This window comes from Allobosea sp. 47.2.35 (assembly GCF_024655635.1).
Taxonomy (GTDB): Bacteria; Pseudomonadota; Alphaproteobacteria; order Rhizobiales; family Beijerinckiaceae; genus Allobosea.
In genome coordinates, this window is sequence record NZ_JANLGI010000002.1 from 198,960 (window position 1) to 217,218 (window position 18,259).

At 67.1% G+C, this 18,259-nt stretch carries 15 protein-coding genes; 5 read left to right on the forward strand and 10 right to left on the reverse strand.

Annotated features, from left to right (window positions below; genetic code table 11):
• Positions 1 to 53: 53 nt before the first annotated feature.
• Genes NUV79_RS03570 through NUV79_RS03580 form a run of 3 tightly spaced genes read left to right on the forward strand, consistent with a single transcriptional unit; the run spans position 54 to position 3,396 of the window.
• The gene (locus NUV79_RS03570) at positions 54 to 863 is read left to right on the forward strand and encodes a phosphoadenylyl-sulfate reductase (protein WP_257731709.1); all 810 of its coding nucleotides are present in this window, start codon (positions 54 to 56) and stop codon (positions 861 to 863) included.
• Positions 860 to 1,762 carry a sulfate adenylyltransferase subunit CysD gene (cysD, locus tag NUV79_RS03575; RefSeq protein ID WP_257731710.1) on the forward strand — a complete coding sequence of 301 codons (903 nt, stop codon included), beginning with the start codon at positions 860 to 862 and terminating at the stop codon, positions 1,760 to 1,762. The genes NUV79_RS03570 and cysD overlap by 4 nt, the downstream gene beginning before the upstream one ends.
• Positions 1,762 to 3,396 carry a sulfate adenylyltransferase subunit 1 gene (locus NUV79_RS03580; protein WP_257731711.1) on the forward strand — a complete coding sequence of 545 codons (1,635 nt, stop codon included), beginning with the start codon at positions 1,762 to 1,764 and terminating at the stop codon, positions 3,394 to 3,396. The genes cysD and NUV79_RS03580 overlap by 1 nt, the downstream gene beginning before the upstream one ends.
• A gap of 82 nt (positions 3,397 to 3,478) precedes the next feature.
• Here the strand turns inward: NUV79_RS03580 and NUV79_RS03585 are convergent, their stop codons facing one another.
• The 7 genes from NUV79_RS03585 to NUV79_RS03615 form a co-directional block, all read right to left on the reverse strand.
• Positions 3,479 to 4,120, reverse strand: coding sequence for an EF-hand domain-containing protein (locus tag NUV79_RS03585; protein WP_257731712.1), 642 nt, complete (start codon positions 4,118 to 4,120; stop codon positions 3,479 to 3,481).
• Between the two features lie 135 nt (positions 4,121 to 4,255).
• Positions 4,256 to 4,663: a RidA family protein gene (locus tag NUV79_RS03590; RefSeq protein WP_257731713.1), complete on the reverse strand. Its 408-nt coding sequence runs from the start codon at positions 4,661 to 4,663 to the stop codon at positions 4,256 to 4,258.
• Between the two features lie 47 nt (positions 4,664 to 4,710).
• Positions 4,711 to 6,351: a benzoate-CoA ligase family protein gene (locus NUV79_RS03595; RefSeq protein ID WP_257731714.1), complete on the reverse strand. Its 1,641-nt coding sequence runs from the start codon at positions 6,349 to 6,351 to the stop codon at positions 4,711 to 4,713.
• Positions 6,352 to 6,413: 62 nt separating this feature from the next.
• On the reverse strand, positions 6,414 to 7,622 hold the full coding sequence (locus tag NUV79_RS03600; RefSeq protein ID WP_257731715.1) for an acyl-CoA dehydrogenase family protein: 1,209 nt from the start codon (positions 7,620 to 7,622) through the stop codon (positions 6,414 to 6,416).
• Between the two features lies 1 nt (position 7,623).
• Positions 7,624 to 8,460, reverse strand: a complete 837-nt coding sequence (locus tag NUV79_RS03605) for an enoyl-CoA hydratase family protein (RefSeq protein ID WP_257731716.1) — start codon at positions 8,458 to 8,460, stop codon at positions 7,624 to 7,626.
• Entirely contained in the window at positions 8,460 to 8,996 is a 537-nt protein-coding gene (locus NUV79_RS03610; protein ID WP_257731717.1) for a MarR family winged helix-turn-helix transcriptional regulator, read from the reverse strand. The genes NUV79_RS03605 and NUV79_RS03610 overlap by 1 nt, the downstream gene beginning before the upstream one ends.
• 1 nt (position 8,997) lies before the next feature.
• The gene (locus NUV79_RS03615; protein ID WP_257731718.1) at positions 8,998 to 9,753 is read right to left on the reverse strand and encodes an SDR family NAD(P)-dependent oxidoreductase; all 756 of its coding nucleotides are present in this window, start codon (positions 9,751 to 9,753) and stop codon (positions 8,998 to 9,000) included.
• A gap of 238 nt (positions 9,754 to 9,991) precedes the next feature.
• Between NUV79_RS03615 and NUV79_RS03620 the strand changes: the two genes are divergently transcribed.
• On the forward strand, positions 9,992 to 12,316 hold the full coding sequence (locus NUV79_RS03620) for a bifunctional salicylyl-CoA 5-hydroxylase/oxidoreductase (RefSeq protein ID WP_257731719.1): 2,325 nt from the start codon (positions 9,992 to 9,994) through the stop codon (positions 12,314 to 12,316).
• Positions 12,317 to 12,324: 8 nt separating this feature from the next.
• Here the strand turns inward: NUV79_RS03620 and NUV79_RS03625 are convergent, their stop codons facing one another.
• Positions 12,325 to 13,587, reverse strand: coding sequence for an MFS transporter (locus tag NUV79_RS03625; protein ID WP_257731720.1), 1,263 nt, complete (start codon positions 13,585 to 13,587; stop codon positions 12,325 to 12,327).
• A 461-nt stretch (positions 13,588 to 14,048) separates the two neighbouring features.
• Between NUV79_RS03625 and NUV79_RS03630 the strand changes: the two genes are divergently transcribed.
• Complete coding sequence (locus NUV79_RS03630; RefSeq protein WP_257731721.1) at positions 14,049 to 15,119, forward strand: DUF2778 domain-containing protein; 1,071 nt, start codon at positions 14,049 to 14,051, stop codon at positions 15,117 to 15,119.
• A gap of 6 nt (positions 15,120 to 15,125) precedes the next feature.
• Here NUV79_RS03630 and NUV79_RS03635 read toward each other — a convergent pair whose 3' ends face one another.
• Together NUV79_RS03635 and topA are read right to left on the reverse strand one after the other, a co-directional pair.
• Positions 15,126 to 15,374 (reverse strand): hypothetical protein, encoded by a 249-nt coding sequence (locus tag NUV79_RS03635; RefSeq protein WP_257731722.1) that lies wholly within the window; start codon positions 15,372 to 15,374, stop codon positions 15,126 to 15,128.
• Positions 15,375 to 15,402: 28 nt separating this feature from the next.
• Positions 15,403 to 18,069, reverse strand: a complete 2,667-nt coding sequence (topA, locus tag NUV79_RS03640; RefSeq protein WP_257731723.1) for a type I DNA topoisomerase — start codon at positions 18,067 to 18,069, stop codon at positions 15,403 to 15,405.
• Positions 18,070 to 18,259 lie beyond the last annotated feature (190 nt).

The window sequence follows — 18,259 nt, forward strand, 5'->3', positions numbered from 1 at the left end:
GCCGCCATGGGTATAAGTGGTTCGTTCGATTTACCGAACAGGCGGCCACGACCATGGCGAATGGCTTCGGCTCGGACGACCCCTCGACGACAACGCCGGCAGAGGCGCTGCTGGCGCATCGCGCGGCTGCGCTGGACACGGCGTTCGGCAAGGCGGACGTCGCCGGGCGCCTTGCCGGCATCGTCGCGGAAGCGGACGGGCGTGTGGTCTTCACCACCTCCTTCGGCCTCGAAGACCAGGTCCTCACCCATTTCATCGTGACCGCGAAGCTGCCCGTCACCTTCGCCACGCTCGATACCGGCCGGCTTTTTCCCGAGGTCTATTCGCTCTGGCAGGAGACCGAGGAGCGCTACGGCATCCTGATCCGCCCGTACTATCCGCGCCATGACACGCTCGAGCTTCATGTGCGCCAGAACGGCATCAACGGCTTCTATGTCTCGCGCGACGCCCGCAAGTCATGCTGCGATATCCGCAAGGTCGAGCCGCTCGGCCGGGCGCTCGCCGGTGCCTCCATCTGGCTGACCGGCCTCCGCGCCGACCAGTCGGCCACGCGGGGTGGCGTGAAACTGGCGGAGGCCGATGCGGCCCGTGGCCTCGTCAAGGCGAGCCCGCTGATCGATTGGTCGCGTGAACAGGCGCTCGCCTTCGCGCAGGAAAACGGCGTGCCGATCAACCCGCTGCACGCGCAGGGTTTCGTCTCGATCGGCTGCCAGCCCTGCACCCGTGCCATCCGTCCCGGCGAGCCCGAGCGGGCCGGGCGCTGGTGGTGGGAGGACGACGCGGCCAAGGAATGCGGCCTGCATGTCGGGCAGAACGGGAAACCGGCGCGCGCGCAGGCCACGACGGTGGAGGTGCGCCAATGATTCAGCTCAGTCATCTCCAGAAGCTCGAGGCGGAGGCGATCTTCATCATCCGCGAGGTCGTGGCGACCTGCGACAAGCCGGTGCTGCTCTATTCGATCGGCAAGGATTCCGCCGTCCTGCTGCATCTCGTGATGAAGGCGTTCTACCCGGCCAAGCCGCCTTTCCCGCTGCTCCATGTCGATACGACCTGGAAGTTCCGCGAGATGATCGCCTTCCGCGACGAAACGGCGAAGCGGCTCGGGCTCGATCTGATCGTCCATATCAATCGGGAGGGTGTCGAGGCCGGGATCAGTCCCTTCGCCTCCGGCTCGCGCGTCCATACCGACGTGATGAAGACGCAGGGGCTGAAGCAGGCGCTCGACCTCCACAGGTTCGATGCCGCCTTTGGTGGCGCACGCCGCGACGAGGAGAAAAGCCGGGCCAAGGAGCGCGTCTTCTCGCTGCGAAGCCCTGAGCATCGCTGGGACCCGAAGAACCAGCGCCCCGAGCCCTGGCAGCTCTTCAACACCCGCAAGCATCGCGGCGAGAGTTTTCGCGTGTTTCCGCTCTCGAACTGGACCGAGCGCGACGTGTGGGACTACATCGCGCTGGAGAACATTCCCGTCGTGCCGCTCTATTTCGCAGCGCCGCGCCCGGTGGTCAGGCGCGACGGCGCCTGGATCATGCGCGACGACGAGCGCATGGAGCTGCAACCCGGCGAGACGGTCGAAACCCGCATGGTCCGCTTCCGGACGCTCGGTTGCTACCCGCTGACCGGCGCCGTCGAGAGCGAGGCGACGAACCTCACCGACATCATCGCCGAGATGCGTTCGTCACGATCCTCCGAGCGGCAGGGCCGGGTCATCGACCATGACGGCTCCGGCTCGATGGAGCAGAAGAAGCAGGAAGGCTATTTCTGATGGGCTTCGCGCTCGCCAAAAAGAAGATGCCGAAGCCGGCACAGACACCGCTTCCGGCCAACGACACGCCGGTTGCCTCCGAATCCGGCCAGCATTCCCTTTTGCGTTTCATTACCTGCGGCTCGGTCGATGACGGCAAGTCCACGCTGATCGGCCGCATGCTCTACGAGGCCGGCGCGGTCTTCGACGACCAGCTCAGCGCGCTCGATGATGACTCCAAGAAGTTCGGCACGCAGGGCGAGGCGCCCGATTTCGCGCTGCTGGTCGACGGTCTCTCGGCCGAGCGCGAGCAGGGCATCACCATCGACGTCGCCTATCGCTATTTCGCGACGCAGACGCGCAGCTTCATCGTCGCCGACACGCCCGGCCACGAGCAATACACCCGCAACATGGCGACCGGCGCCTCCACCGCCGATCTCGCTATCATCCTGGTCGATGCGCGCAAGGGCCTGCTGCCGCAGACGCGCCGCCATTCCTTCATCGTCTCGTTGGTCGGCGTGCGCCATGTCGTGGTCGCCATCAACAAGATGGACCTCGTCGGCTATGACGCGGCCGTCTTCGAGCGGATCGCGAATGACTATCGCGCCGCGGTGCGGAGCCTCGGCTTCGCCTCGATCCGCTTCATCCCGGTTTCGGCCCGCGACGGCGAGAACGTCATGCGCCCGTCAGCGCTGATGCCCTGGTATGACGGACCGGCGCTGCTGCCCTATCTCGAAGGCGTCGCGATCACGCGTGCCGCGCCGGCCGATGAGGGTTTCGTCCTGCCGGTGCAATGGGTCAACCGTCCTGACCTCGACTTTCGCGGCTATGCCGGCGCAGCCGTAGCCGGCCGCGCCCGTGTCGGCGATCCCGTCGTGGCGCTGCCGTCCGGCCGCACCAGCCGCATCGCGCGCTTGATCGGCGCCGCAGGTGAGGCGAGCCAGATCGGCGCTGGCCAGGCCGCGACGGTGACGCTGGAGGACGATATCGACATCTCGCGCGGCGACGTCATCACTGCGGCGGGTTCGGCGCTTCCGGTGAGCCGCGGCCTCAGGGCGCGCCTGCTCTGGACCGGAGAGCGTGCCATGCTCGAAGGCGGCCAGTTCCTGGTGAAGCTTGCGACGCAGAGTGCCAATGCCACTGTCGAGGCGCTGCATCACAGCATCGATATCGAGGGCTTCCAGCCGCTGCCGGCGCAAAGCCTGGGCATGAACGGTATCGGCCTGGTGACATTGCGGCTGGACCGGCCGCTGGTCTCGCTGCCATATGCGCGTAGCCACGAGCTTGGCGGCTTCATCCTGATCGACCGGATCAGCAACGAGACAGTCGCCTTCGGCTTCGTTGAGCCGGGCGAGGGCGATGCCCAGCGGGCCGTTGGCGAGGGCGGGGCGCTGGCGCGAGCACAACGCGGCGTCATCCGCATCGTCGGCCGGCCGGGTACGCCGGATCGCAGGGCCTGGCTGGCCGGCGTGAGCTGGCGGGTGCTGAGCACGGCGGGGCTGTTCGCGGCGGCTTTTGCCCTGACGGCCAATGCGGCTGCGTCTCTGGCGCTCGCCTTCGGCGATATCCTGCTGCGGCCGGGCTTGCGGGCGCTGCATATGCGTCTCTGGCGGGCGGCGCCGGCCGGAACCTTGCAGGACGGAGCGGGGATCTGAGAAGCGGCGCCAGCGGCTTCTGCCGTCGGCGTCGGGGATGTTGCGGCTGCCACGGGTCTGCGCGGCGACCGGATAGCGGAGCTCAGGCCGCCTGGGTGTAGGTCTTCGCCGTGGTGTTCGACGCCGAGAGCTGCGACGCGCTGCCATAGGCCTGCGAGGCGTTCTGGAAAGCCTCCGGCGGTGGCGGCGGGCGGCGCTGCCGTGATCCGGCCTGCTCCATCGCCGACTGGAAGGCCTTCACCTCGTCCTGCGTGACCGAGCCGTCGCCATCGCCGTCCAGAGCGCTGAAGAGCGCGTTCAGCCGGTTGCTGTTCAGGCGGCTGTCCTTGAAGGCAGTGCTGAATTCGTCCTGGCTGATCCCGCCATTGGCATCGCTGTCGATCGCCTCAAAGGCCGACAGCTCGTCCGCGTCGCTATCCGCGGCCGCCTCGGTTGTCTGCGCTCCGTTCGTCTGGAGCGAGAACAGGAATGATTGCAGGAGGTCGTCGGCCTTCCTGGCCTTGTCCTTGAACGCATCGGACTCGGCCTTGCTGATCGAGCCGTCGCCGTCTGAGTCGATCTTCTTGAAGAGCTCTTCGCTCTTGCTGCTGTCGGCGCCCTTGGGACCTGCGCTCTTGAACTCTTCGAGGCTGAGTGCGCCGTCGCTGTTGCCGTCGATCTGGTCGAAGCTGGGTGGCTTGTGGTGCGGCCGGAAGCCGCCCCCGATACTGTTGATACTCGACATGGATTACTCCGGAACGCCGCGATGCTGCGGCGCTCCGGAAGCTTCGGCCCTGAATCTTGGTGAATGCCTAATAAACGTCGCCGTGTGTGCTTTTTTCCCACGAGTCGATCTGCGACGGTTTGACGCAGGTTTCGCTCAACCCGCGACGACGGCCGTCGCCTCGATCTCCAGCAACGCCTCCGGCTCGACCAGCGCGGTGACGGCGACGACCGCCATCGCGGGGAAATGCCGGCCGAAGACCTCGCGATAGACCGGCCCCATCTCCTTGAGGCTGGCGCGATAGGCCGCGATATCCGTAACATACCAGGTCAGGCGCACGATATCCTCGACGCGCCCGCCGCCGGCCTCGACCACCGCCCTGATGTTGAGGAAGGTCTGGCGCAGCTGGCCAATGAAGCCTTTGGCGAAGACACCCTCGGCATCCCAGCCGACGAGCCCGCCCGTCACCAGCACGCGGCCTTCCGCCACCATGCCGTTGGCATAGCCGCGCGGTTGGGGCCAGCCCTCGGGCAGGATGGCGCGGGATTGCGGGAGTTCGGACATGGCATGTCGCCTCGGTTTCGGCCGTTCAGGCTCTGTTGGAAGGAAGATCAGGTCTCGCCTTGCGCGATCTGGCGCAGCGCGAAACGTTGCAGTTTGCCGGTCGCCGTCTTCGGCAGGGCTTCGACGAATTCGATGGCGCGCGGATATTTATAGGGCGCGATACTGGCCTTCACATGCTCCTGCAAGGCTTTGACCAGCGCCGCATCGCCTGAGACACCTTCGCGCAGCACGATAAAGGCCTTCACGATCTGCCCGCGTTCGGGGCAGGGCGCGCCGACGACGCCGCATTCCGCGACGGCCTCATGCGTCAGCAAGCAGGCCTCCACCTCCGGGCCGGCGATGTTGTAGCCGGCCGAGATGATCATGTCGTCGGAGCGAGCTTGGTACCAGAAATAGCCGTCCGCATCGCGCAGATAGGTGTCGCCGGTGATGTTCCAGCCGCCGAGGACATATTTCGCCTGCCGCTCGTCCGCGAGATAGCGACAGCCGGTTGGTCCGCGCACGGCAAGTCGCCCTGGCGTGCCGTCCGGCACCTCCTTGCCGTTCTCGTCGACGATCTTCGCCTCGTAGCCCGGCACCGGAATCCCGGTCGCGCCCGGCCGGATCGCCTCGCGTGGCGCGCCGATGAAGATGTGCAGCATCTCGGTCGCGCCGATGCCGTCGAGCAGCGGCATGCCGGTCCGTGCCTGCCAGGCGTCGAAGGTCGCCTTGGGCAGGGCCTCGCCGGCCGAGACGCAAGTTCGCAGCGAGGAGATGTCGCGCCCGTCGAGCTTGTCCAGAATGGCGCGATAGGCGGTCGGCGCGGTGAAGACGACGCTGACCTTGTAGCGCTCGACCGCGTCGAGGAGGTCGGCCGGGCCGGCCTTTTCGGGCAGCACCATCGCTGCGCCGATCCGCATCGGGAAGAGCACGAGCCCGCCGAGCCCGAAGGTGAAGGCCAGTGGCGGCGAGCCGGTGAAGCGATCGTCCGGCGACGCCTTCAGCACACGGGCGCCGTAGCAATCGCAGATGGCCAGCATGTCCTGATGGAAATGCATCGTGCCCTTGGGCTCGCCCGTCGTGCCGGAGGTGAAGGCGATCAGGCAGACATCGTCGCGCGCGGTATCGGCGGCCTCAAAGTGCTCGTAACCCGATTGCGCCATCAGCGCTTCCAGCGCGCTGTCGGCGTTGCCGAAGGCGACGATGCGGGCAAGCTCCGGCACCTGCGCCTTGGCGGTTTCCAACTCGGCGGTGAGGCGGTGGTCGCAGAGCGCCAGCGCGATCCTGGCTTTGCGCAGGGGATAGGCGAGTTCTCCGGCGCGCAGCATCGGCATGGTTGCGACCGCGACGCCGCCGGCCTTGATCACGGCGAGATAGGCCGCGACCATCATCGGCGTATTGCCAGCGCGCAGCAGCACGCGATTGCCGCTGACCATGCCGAGATCGCGGGTCAGCACATTGGCGATGCGGTTCACCTTGTCCGCGAGGTCCGCATAGCTCCAATGCAGGTCGCTCGCGATCACGGCGGTACGATTGCCGCGCCGCTCGGCGATGTGCCGGTCGAGCAATTCCGCGACGCAGTTCAGCCGCTCGGCATAGGCCAGCCCTGCTTCTTCCACTCTCAGATCGGGCCAGCTTGCGCGCGGCGGCAGGTTGTCCCGCGCGAAGCTGTCTTGATGCCCCGATCTCGCGAATCCGGTTGCTGTCATTGCGTTCCCCTGCAAGAGCCGGATCCGATCAGGTCCCCTCGGCCTGATCGGTGAATCCGCCTCTAACGATCTGCTCTTCCGGCATGTGTCTTGAGCAGGTCGCGCGCGATCACGACCTTCTGGACTTCCGAGGCGCCCTCGTAGATGCGCAGCGCCCGGATTTCCCGATACAATTCCTCGACCTTGACGCCCTTGGTGACGCCGAGCCCGCCATGGATCTGGACGGCCCGGTCGATCACGGTCTGGGCGTTCTCCGTCGCGACGAGCTTCGCCAGCGCCGCCTCGCGGGTGACGCGGGCCGCACCGCGATCCTTGGTCCAGGCAGCGCGATAGACGAGGAGGGCGGCGGCATCGACCTCGGCAGCGCTGTCGGCGATCGCCGCCTGCGAGAGCTGGAGATCGCCGAGCGTGCCGCCGAAGAGCTTGCGGCCATTGGCGTGCTCAAGCGTCTCGTGCAGCGCCCGCCTGGCGAAGCCGAGCGCGGCGGCGCCGACCGTCGAACGGAAGATGTCGAGCGTCGCCATCGCGACCTTGAAGCCGTCGCCCGGGCCGCCGATGCGGTTCTCGAGCGGCACGCGGCAGCCTTCGAAGCGCAGCGTCGCCAGCGGATGCGGCGCGATCACCTCGATCCGTTCTGGGATGGTGAGGCCGGGCGTGTCGGCCTCGACCAGCAAGGCGGAAAGTCCGCGCGCGCCCGGCGCCTCGCCGGTGCGGGCGAAGACGACGTAATGGTCGGCGATGCCGCCATTCGAAATCCAGCTTTTCTCGCCGTCGATGCGGACATGGGATGCGCCGTCCGGCGTCGCGGTCGTCGCCATCGCGGCGACGTCGGAACCGGCCTCCTTCTCGGAAAGAGCGAAGGCGGCGATGCGCTTGCCGGCTGCGACATCCGGCAGGATGCGCCGCTTCATCGCCTCGGAGCCGGCGATCGAGATCGAGCCGGTGCCGAGCCCCTGCATCGCGAAGGCGAAATCGGCGAGGCCGTCATGCGCGGCCAAAATCTCGCGGGCGAGACAGAGCGTGCGCACATCGAGTTTTTCGGAGAGCCCGCCATAGGCCGCCGGCACGGCAGCCTTCAGGAAGCCCGCTGCACCGAGGGCCGCGACACGCGCCCGGCAGGCCTCGTCGACATCGTCGTGGGGCAGATCGGCGAGATAGGAATCGGCCCAGCCGGATAGTTCGGCGGCGAAGGCGCGATGGCTCTCCTCGAAGAACGGCCAGTCCAGCGTGTCGCCGAGGATATCGAGGCCGAGAGGAGAAGTGCTGCCCATCTCAGTTGCCCTCGAAGACCGGCTTCTGCTTGTTCGCGAAGGCGTGATAGGCGCGGGAAAAGTCCTCGGTCTGCATGCAGAGTGCCTGCGCCACGGCCTCGGCCTCGATCGCGCTCTCGACCGACATCGCCCATTCCATTTCGAGCATGCGCTTGGTCATGGCATTGGCGAAGGTCGGCCCGTCGGCCAATTCGGCAGCGAGCGTCTGCGCTTCGGTCAGCACGGCGTCCGGCGTGCTGATGCGGTTGAGGAAGCCCCAGCGCTCGGCTTCCTCGCCCCTGAGCACGCGGCCCGTATAGAGCAGCTCCGCGGCGCGGCCCTGGCCGATGATGCGCGGCAGCATCGCGCAGGCGCCCATGTCGCAGCCGGCAAGCCCGACGCGGTTGAACAGGAACGCGATCTTGGCTCCGGCGGTGCCGAGCCTGAGGTCGGACGCCATGGCGACGATCGCACCGGCGCCGGCGCAGACGCCGTCGATGGCCGCGACGATCGGCTGGGGGCAGGCGCGCATCGCCTTGACCAGCTCCCCGGTCATCCGGGTGAATTTCAGGAGGTCCTTAGTCTCCATCGCGACCAGCGGCCCGATGATCTCGAGGACATCGCCACCCGAGGAGAAATTGCCGCCGGCGCCGGTGACGACGATCGCCTTGACCTCTTCCTCCTTCTGCGCGGCGAGGAAGAAATCCGTGAGTTCGCGGTAGCTTGCGAAGGTCAGCGGATTCTTTTTCTCAGGCCGGTTCAGCGTCACCGTCGCGACCTTGCCGGAGACCGAAAGGCTGAAATGCTCCGGCGTGAAACCCACGAGCGGCAGGGTCGTAGCATTGGCGATCTGGGCCATCAGGCGTCTCCCTTGGCAGCCTCGTCGGCCCGCCCCGCGATGGCGCGATGCAGCGAGGTTTTGGTCTCTCCGAGCAGCCGGAAAAGCTGCGCGATGGCGAGCTGGTCGAGCCCGGCGAACAGTTCGGCGATCCAGTCCTCATGGCGCTCGGCCATGATCTTGAACGCCTTGCGGCCCTGCGCGGTCAGGGTGAGGATCTGTACGCGCCGGTCCTGCGGGGCCGAGCGCTTGTCGACGAGCCCGTCCGTCACGAGCCCGGCCACGACCGCGGTGACATTGCCGTTCGAGACCATGAGGCGCTGCGAGACCTCGCCGACGGTCATGCCGACCACGCTCTTGTCGAGCTGCGCCATCAGGTCGAAGCGCGGCAGGGTGGTCTTGAATTCCTCGCGCAGGCGGTTGCGAATCTCGGTCTCGATCAGGGTCGAGCAGGTCAGCATCCGCAACCAGAGGCGAAGCTCGTCCTTGTGGTCGCCGGGGCGCTCGCTGGCCTTGGTCTCGCGGTCGAGGATCAGTGAGGAGGAGGGTGTCTCCATCTCAGAACTCTCCGCCATTGACGAGCAGCGACTGGCCGGTGACGGCATCGCTGCCCGGCCCGCAGAGATAGAGCACGGCCGCCGCGACCTCTTCCGGCGCGATCAGCCGGCCCTGCGGGTTGTCCTTGATCATCGCGGCCAGCGCGTCCTCGCGGCTCTTGCCGGTCTTGGCCGCGACATTGTCGATGCTGGCCGTCGCCATGTCGGTGTCGGCATAGCCGGGGCAGACGGCGTTGACAGTGACGCCGGAGCGCGCCGTCTCCAGCGCCAACGACTTCACCAGCCCGACCACGGCATGCTTCGCCGCCACATAGGTGCTGACATAGGGGTAGCCGCGGTGCCCGGCGGTCGAGGCGATGGCGATCAGGCGGCCGCGGCGGCGCTCCAGCATGGCCGGCAGTGCAGCGTGGAACAGGTTCACCGTGCCGATCAGGTTGATGTCGAGCATGCGGCGGAAGCGCTCGTTGTCGCTGCGCATGAATGGGCCGGTTTCGACAGCGCCGGCATTGGCGATCGCGATGTCGAAGGCGGGCTCGCAGGAAAGCTGGTCCAGAGCCGCGAAAACCGAGGCCTCGTCGCGCACGTCGCAGGCCGCGCAATCGGCTGCGACGCCGGCCACGACGGCCTCCTTCAAGGTCGCTTCGTCGCGCCCGAGGATGCTGACCCGGGCTCCGGCCGCTGTCAGCGCCGAGGCGATGGCTCGGCCAAGGCCGCGTCCGCCACCCGTTACCAGTGCACGCTGTCCCTGCAGTGTCATGGCCGTTCGACCTCCGAATACGAATATATTTTAAGTCTGAAGGAATTTGCAAGCGGCCTGATGACGATGGCGAAGCAGGGTATCTCGCATCGCAAAATGCCCACCTACGCGCCAACTCACGATACTCCACGCCTGCTCTCCAGTTCGAAACGCTTCAGAAGTCTCTTGAGCTCAAGAACATTTTAGGCTTAAAATAATTCCGCAAGCCGGGTCGGCCGGCTTCCTGATGGAGGCGTCGATGCGTATCGCGGTCGTGGGCGGAGGGCCGGCGGGGCTCTATTTCGCGCTGTTGATGAAGCGGGATTGGCCGGAGCTGACGGTCGATGTCTTCGAGCGCAACCAGCCCGACGACACATTCGGATTCGGCGTCGTCTTCTCCGACCAGACGCTCGACACCTTCAAGGCGGCGGATGCGCAGAGCTACGCCGCGATCCGCGACAATTTCGCCTATTGGGACGATATCGAGATCCACTTCAAAGGCGACACGTTCCGCGTGCCCGGCAACGGCTTCTGCGGCTGCTCGCGCCGTTCGCTGCTGATGCTGGTGCAGGCGAGGGCGCGCGAACTCGGCGTCAACCTGCATTTCGGCAGCGAGGTCGCCGATGCCGAGACGTTGAAGTGCGATTACGACCTCGTCGTTGGCGCGGACGGCATCAACAGCCGCATCCGCGAGAACTGGCGCGAGCGCTTCCAGCCGCAGACCGACCTGCGCCCGAACCATTTCACCTGGATGGGTTCGACCCGCCCCTTCGATGCCTTCACCTTCTTCTTCAAGGAGACGGAGCACGGCGTCTTCATCGCCCATTGCTATCAATACGAGGCCGGCCGCTCGACCTGGGTGCTGGAGACCGATCCCGAGACCTTCGCGAAGGCCGGCCTCGGCGCGATGGATGAGGCGCAGTCGGCAGCCTTCCTCGAAAGGGTCTTCGCCGAGGAGCTGGAAGGTCACAAGCTCATCACCAACCGCTCGCTCTGGCGCAATTTCCCGATGATCCGCTGCCGCCATTGGGTGATCGAGAACGTCGTGCTGATCGGCGACGCCAAGGCGACGGCGCATTTCTCGATCGGCTCCGGCACCAAGCTCGCGATGGAGGACGCCATCGCCCTGCACAAGGCGATGGGGCAGGCGAAGCTCGATGTCGCGGCCGGCCTGAAACTGTTCGAGACGCAGCGCCGCGAGGAGGTCGAGAAGACCCAGCACGCGGCGGATGTCTCGCTGGTCTGGTTCGAGGAGTTGAAGCGCTTCTGGGATTTCGAGCCCTTGCGCTTCGCCTTCGGCCTGATGACCCGCTCCAAGGCGATCACCTACGACAATCTGGCGCTACGCGCGCCGGAGATGGTCGAGGCCGTCGACAGGCTCGTCGCCGATGGCCTCGGCGACCTGGCGAAGCGGCGCAAGGATGGCTCGCCCGTGCCGCCGGCCTTCCAGCCCTTCAAACTGCGCGAGATGCGGGTCGAAAACCGCATGACGCTCTCGCCGATGTGCCAGTACTCAGCCGAAGACGGCCTGCCGGGCGACTGGCACCTGATGCATTACGGCTCGCGCGCCATCGGCGGCCCCGGCCTGATCTTCACCGAGATGACCTGCGTCGCCCCGGACGCCCGCATCACCCCCGGCTGCACCGGCCTGTGGAACGACGAGCAGGAAGCCGCCTGGAAGCGGATCACCACTTTCGTCCATGCGAATTCCGCCGCGAAGATCTGCCTCCAGCTCGGTCATGCCGGGCGCAAGGGAGCGACGAAGCTGATGTGGGAGGGGATGGACCGGCCGCTGCCGGAAGGCGCCTGGCCGATCATCTCGGCCTCGCCCTTGCCCTATTACCCGGAAAGCCAGGTGCCGCGTGCGATGACCCGCGCCGACATGGACCGGGTCAAGGCGGAGTTCGTCGCCGCCGCCGAGCGCGGCGAGCGCGCCGGTTTCGACATGCTGGAGCTGCACTGCGCCCATGGCTATCTGCTGGCAAGCTTCCTCTCGCCGCTGACCAACAAGCGCACGGACGAATACGGCGGCTCGGTCGAGAACCGCCTGCGCTATCCGCTGGAGATCTTCCGGGCGCTGCGCGAGGCCTGGCCGCGCGTGAAGCCGATGTCGGTTCGCATCTCCGCGACCGACTGGGTCGAGGGCGGCCTTTCGGCGGCCGATTCCGTCGCCATCGCCGAGGCCTTCGCCACTGAGGGCTGCGACCTCGTCGATGTCTCGACCGGCCAGACTGCTCGGGAATCGCGCCCGGTCTATGGCCGCATGTTCCAGACGCCGTTCTCGGACCGCATCCGCAACGAGGCCGAGGTCGCGACCATGTGCGTCGGCAACATCACGACGGCCGATCAGGTCAATACGATCATCGCTGCCGGCCGCGCCGATCTGGTCGCGCTCGGGCGCCCGCATCTGGCCGACCCGTCCTTCGTGCTGCGAGCGGCCGCCTGGTACGGCGTCGATGCCGACCAGCCGGTTCAGTACGGGCCCGGCAAGGACCAGCTTATGCGCAACACGCCGCGCGAGCGCCAGGATCTGGAAGAGCTGAAGCTCAAGGCCAAGCCGAGCCGCCACGCGCTCGCGAAGTAGCCGAGCGCCTACTTGCCTTCGCCCTCGCTCCGGCGTCCCGAAGGCGAGACGTCGGGAATGGTCGGCGGCGCCGGCTTGCGTTCGCCGAATGGATTGGCCGAGGGCGGGTTGCGCCGTAGCCGGAAGGCGAGATAGCCCGCCGCCGCCGCCGAGAGCCCGCCGAGATAGGCCAGAAGCCCGTTCGGCCCGACCGCCTGCATGAAGGCGGCGGAGACGAGTGGCCCGATCGCCGAGCCCACCGCCCAGAGGAAGAGCAGTCGCGCGGAGAGCCCGAGCGCCCGTTCCCGGCCGAGCCGGAAATAGGCATGCGCGACCGCGACCGTGTAGATCGGCATCGAGCCGGCGCCGATCAGCGCGAAAAGCCCGAACATCCAGAAGCGGGCATGGGGCAGGGCGAACCAGAACACGGCCCCGAGCGCCAGCGTGCAGAGCACGACCGAGACCGTGGCGCTCAGCATGATCTTGCGGCTCTCGACCCGGTCCGCCAGCAGGCCGAGCGGCCATTGCAGCACCAGCGCGCCGATCTGGATGCCGGCGGTGAGCAGGATCGCCCAGGCCTGGTCGAGCCCGATCAGGATGCCGTAAGCGGGGGCGACATTGGTCAGCGCGCCGCCCATCAGGCCGACATAGAGGCAGCCGATCACGGAAGCCGGCGCGTATTGCCACATCGTGTTGAGCCGGACCGAGACGACCTCGCCCGATTCAGGGCCCTTGGCACGGGTCATGCCGACCGGGATCAGCGCGATCGAGAAGGTCGCGCTCGCCAGCAGGAAGATGTCGTGCGACTGCAGCGAGACATAGCCGACGCCGATCTGCGAGCCGATCAGCGCGAGGCGGTTGAGGATCTGGTAGAAGCCGAACAGGCGCCCGCGCTGGCCGGCCTTGGCCTGGCCGCTGATCCAGCTCTCGATGCAGATGGCGTGGCCGGCGCCGGCAAAGCCCATGCCGAGCCGCGAGATGCCCCAGAAATCCAGCGATGTGAGCGCGAAGCTGATGGTGAACACGGCCTGCATCGCAGCGAAGACGCCGAAGGCACGGATATGCCCAACGCGGCGGATAAAGGCGGGGATCACGAAGCAGCCGGCGAGGAAGCCGACGGAATAGGCCGAGCCGACGAGGCCGATCAGCAGTGGCGCCTTCTGTTCCAGCGCCATCTTCAATGGCACGACCGTGTTCACGATGGTCGAGGCGATCTGCAGGATCAGCGCGCCGCTGACGATCGCGCCGAGCGCTGCGACGGACCCGGTCCTCGGCTCGGCTGGCTGGCTCACGGCGATCCCGGCCTCCGGCGCAGGCGCGTCGGAATCCCGCGATTCCGGCGGCTGCAACTCCTGCGGTTGCGATGCTTGCGACATATCCGATTCGACGGCCGGTTTGGGAAAAATGGGCTGGGATTGCAGCCTTGCCGGAAAAGATGGGCCAATCGGGGCAGAGGGCGAAAAAACTTCGTCTTTCTTCCTCCACGCTCCGGACTCGATCGCGCCGCCTTTTGCTGGTCTGGGAGGCCTGCGCCAAAGCCACGTTCCGCCGCGAGCGAACCCCGAAAATTTATCGATGCGGTTCACCGCCGATTAACCAAGACAGCGCCTTATCGAAGCGGAACGAATTTGGGTTCTCCCGGCATGCTCGGTCACCTCGCGACGTGCATCGTGCTCCCCTCGATTGGAGCGCGCGCGGCGAAGCTGTGTCTCCGGCCGCCGGGCGTGGCGTAAGCGTATCGAGAGTGCGGCGGATGACCTATGCGACCTATGTCCGGGAAGGTGGCGCGCCTTATGTGCGGCCCCGTCGCCGTCGGCGGCCTTTCCTGAAGGGTTTCCTGCTCGCGCTTGCGCTCAGCGGTGGTGCGATGTCCGGCTTCTGGATGCTGGGGCAGGGCGCCCCGGGCCCGGATGCCAACAACCCGTCGTCCGCGAATGCCCGCAAGGCATCGACCAGCCGCGTCGCGCAGCAGCAGGCGCCGGGCTATAGCGGCTTGCTGAATCCCGGCCTGTCGGATGGCAGGGGCTCGAGCTTCGTGCAGGGTGCTCCCGCCCGCTCAGCATTCCAACCGGCCGCACCGTCGCCGTCCTCTCTCGCTGCCGCCGAGCCTGCCTTGCCGCTGCCGCCGCAGCCGCCGGTCACGCTCGCGGAGAAGGCTGCCCCCATGCCGGTGCCGCGTCCGCTCGACCTGCTGCCGAAGGCCGATCCCCAGCAGCTCCAGCCGCGCGTCGCGCAGCCGACGACGCCGCGCCGCAACCGCACGGCGGCCGCTACGCCGACCCCCGAGGACAACCGCAACTTCTTCGAGAAGCTCTTCGGCGTGCAGAAGCAGGCGGAGCCGGCCGGGACCGCGCTTGCCTATGCCGCGCCGCAGGATGACATCATCGACCGCGGCCGCATCACGCGCCTCAGCCCCTCGATCGGCACCCCGCCGCGCACCGCCGAGGCGGGCACGGCGATCTACGATATCGCCGCCAAGATGGTCTATATGCCGAATGGTGAGCGTCTGGAGGCTCATTCCGGCTTCGGCGAGATGATGGACGATGTCCGCTACGCCCATGTCCGGATGAAGGGCGTCACCCCGCCGCATATGTACACCCTAACCGAGCGCGAGGCGCTGTTCCATGGCGTGCGCGCCATCCGGCTCAACCCCGTCGGCGGCAGCAGCGCGATCTATGGCCGCGCGGGGCTGCTGGCGCATACCTACCTGCTCGGGCCGCGCGGCGACTCGAACGGCTGCATCTCGTTCAAGGACTATGACCGCTTCCTGCAGGCCTTCCTGCGTGGCGAGGTCAAGCGGATCAGGGTGGTCGCGAGCCTCTGAAGGCGGCTAGGGCTGATGCGAACGGCTGCTGATCCGCAGGATAATGCCAGTCGCGGTCAAGACACAGCCCAGCACGAAGGGCGGGACGAAGACCATGAGGGCTTCGGTGTCCTCCCAGCGAAAGCGGAACCGGGAGAAGCTGCAGCCGCCCGAAGCCAAGCCGCAGGCGAAGAGGTTGAGCCCGACCCAGCCCGCGAAGGTGATGAGGCAGAGAATTGCCCCGCCTCCGATCAGGAGCAAGCTCGCGAGCCGCATTCAGATCGTTCCGTGACGCCTGGCGCCGTCAGCCGCGTGCGGCCTTCGGCGCCTTCTTCGCGGCCGGTTCTGCCTCGGCGGCCTTCTTGGCCGGGGCCTTCTTCGCAGCAGGCTTCTTGGCCGGCGCCTTGGCCTTGGCTGCGCCGGCAGCAGCCTTCGGCTTGCCCTTGCCGCCCTTTGCCTCGGCCTTGGCGTTCGCCAGCTCGATCGCCTGCTCCAGCGTGATGCTCTCGGCCGTCATCGTCTTGGGCAGGGTCGCGAAGATCTTGCCCCAGGCGACATAGGGGCCGTATTTGCCCGCCTTGACCTCCAGCGCGCCGCCTGCGGGATGGTCGCCCAGCGCACGGCCCGGCGTCGCCGCGGCACGACCGCGTCCGCCGCCGCTTTCCTTGGCGACGATCAGATCGATGGCGCGGTTGGCGCCGAGTTCGAGCACGTCGTCGTCCTTGTCGATATTGGCGTAGACCTTGCCGTGCTGGACGTAAGGCCCGAAGCGCCCGATGCCGACGAGGATCGGCTCGCCGCTCTCGGGATGCCTTGCGACCTCGCGCGGCAGCGAGAGCAGGGCGAGCGCCTTCTCAAGTGTCACGCTCGCCGGGCTCATGCCCTTGGGCAGGCTGGAGCGCTTCGGCTTCTCGCCCTCGCCGAGCTGGATATAGGGGCCGAAGCGGCCGTCGCGCAGCGTGACTTCGAGATTCGTCACCGGGTCGGTGCCGAGGATGCGCACGCCCGGCGCGCCCTGGCCGCCCTCGGCCGAAGCTTCGCCATCCGCAGCGGGGACGGAGAGGGGGCGCGTATAGCGGCATTCAGGGTAGTTCGAGCAGCCGACGAAGGCGCCGAACTTGCCGAGCTTCAGCGAGAGCTGGCCGGTGCCGCAGGTCGGGCAGACGCGGGGATCGGAGCCATCGGCCTTCTGCGGGAAAATATACTCGCCGAGGATGCCGTTCAGCGCCTCGAGCACGTCGCCGACGCGCAGATCCTTGGTCTCGCCGATCGAGGCCTGGAACTCGTCCCAGAACTCGCGCAGCAGCGCCTTCCAGTCGATCTCGGCATTGGAGACGCGGTCGAGCTTCTCCTCGAGATTCGCCGTGAAGTCGAACTCGACATAGCGCTTGAAGAAGCTCTCCAGGAACGACGTCACCAGCATACCCTTGTCCTCGGGCACGAGGCGCTTCTTCTCGATGCGGACATATTCGCGGTCGCGCAGGGTCGAGAGCGTCGCGGCATAGGTCGAGGGCCGGCCGATGCCGAGCTCTTCCATGCGCTTGACCAGGCTCGCTTCCGAGAAGCGCGGCGGCGGTTCGGTGAAATGCTGATCGGCGGCGATATCCCGCTTCTCCAGCTTGTCGCCTGCCTTCATCGCCGGCAGCTTCTTGGAATCCTCGTCCTCCTCGTCGTCGCGGCTCTCCTGATAGAGCGTCAGGAAGCCGTCAAAGAGCACGACCTGTCCAGAAGCGCGCAGTTCCAGATTGCGGGCGCCGACCTTGGCCGCGATATCGACCGTGGTGCGCTCCATCTCGGCCGATTCCATCTGGCTCGCGATGGTGCGCTTCCAGATGAGTTCGTAGAGCTTGGCCTGCTCCGGTTCGAGATGGCGCGCGACCATGGCCGGCAGGCGGCCGAGATCGGTCGGGCGGATGGCCTCGTGGGCCTCCTGCGCGTTCTTGGCCTTGACCGTGTATTTGCGCGGCGCGTTCGGCACGTATTTCTCGCCGAACTCCTTGCCGATGACGCGGCGCGCCGCGGCGATCGCCGAGCCGTCCATGTCGACGCCGTCGGTACGCATATAGGTGATGAGGCCGACGGTCTCGCCGCCGATATCGACGCCTTCATAGAGCCGCTGGGCGAGCTGCATCGTCCGCGCCGGGGCGAGGCCGAGCTTGCGCGAGGCCTCCTGCTGCAGCGTCGAGGTCTGGAAAGGAGGCTGAGGATGGCGCTTGACCGGCTTGGCCTCGACTTCGCTGACGGTGAAGAGCGCGCTTTCCAGCGCCGCCTTGAAGGCCTTCGCCTCCTCTTCGTTGCCGATATCGAGCCGGGCGATCTTCTTGCCGTCGGCCCCGACGAGGCGGGCCTCGAAGGTCTGGCCTGACGCGGTCGCGAGCGTCGCGACCAGAGACCAGTATTCGCGGGCCCGGAAGGCCTCGATCTCGCGCTCACGGTCGCAGACGAGGCGCAGCGCCACCGACTGCACGCGGCCGGCCGAGCGGGCGCCCGGGAGCTTCCGCCACAACACCGGCGAGAGCGTGAAGCCAACGAGATAGTCGAGCGCCCGGCGCGCCAGATAGGCATCGACCAGCGCCTGGTCGATCGCGCGCGGATTGGCCAGAGCCTTCTGCACGGCGTCCTTGGTGACGGCATTGAAGGTGACGCGCTCGACGGGAATGCCCTTGAGCACGCGCTTCTGGTTCAGCGCCTCCAGCACATGCCAGGAGATCGCCTCGCCCTCGCGATCCGGGTCGGTTGCGAGGATCAGCTTCTCGGCGCCTTTCACGGCACGCGCGATCTCGGCGACCTGCTTGGCGCCGCGGCCCTCGATCTCCCATTTCATGGAGAAGTCGTTGTCGGGCTCCACCGAGCCGTCCTTGGCCGGCAGGTCGCGGATATGCCCGAACGAGGCGATCACCTCGTAGTCGGAGCCCAGGTATTTGTTGATCGTCTTGGCCTTGGCCGGCGACTCGACGACGAGGAGCTTCATGATTTTCGTGTCTCGATGACAGCCTCGATCAGAGCGCGGAGCCAGCCCTGACGGACGGTCCCGCGACCCGCAAGACCGCTGCGGTTCGGATTTGCGCGCGAAAGTGGTTCAGCGCGCCGGCTCTGTCAAACCCCGATTGCGCTTCCCGCGAGGGGGAAGAGCGTTTAGGGGCTTCCGCCGGGCGCCCACC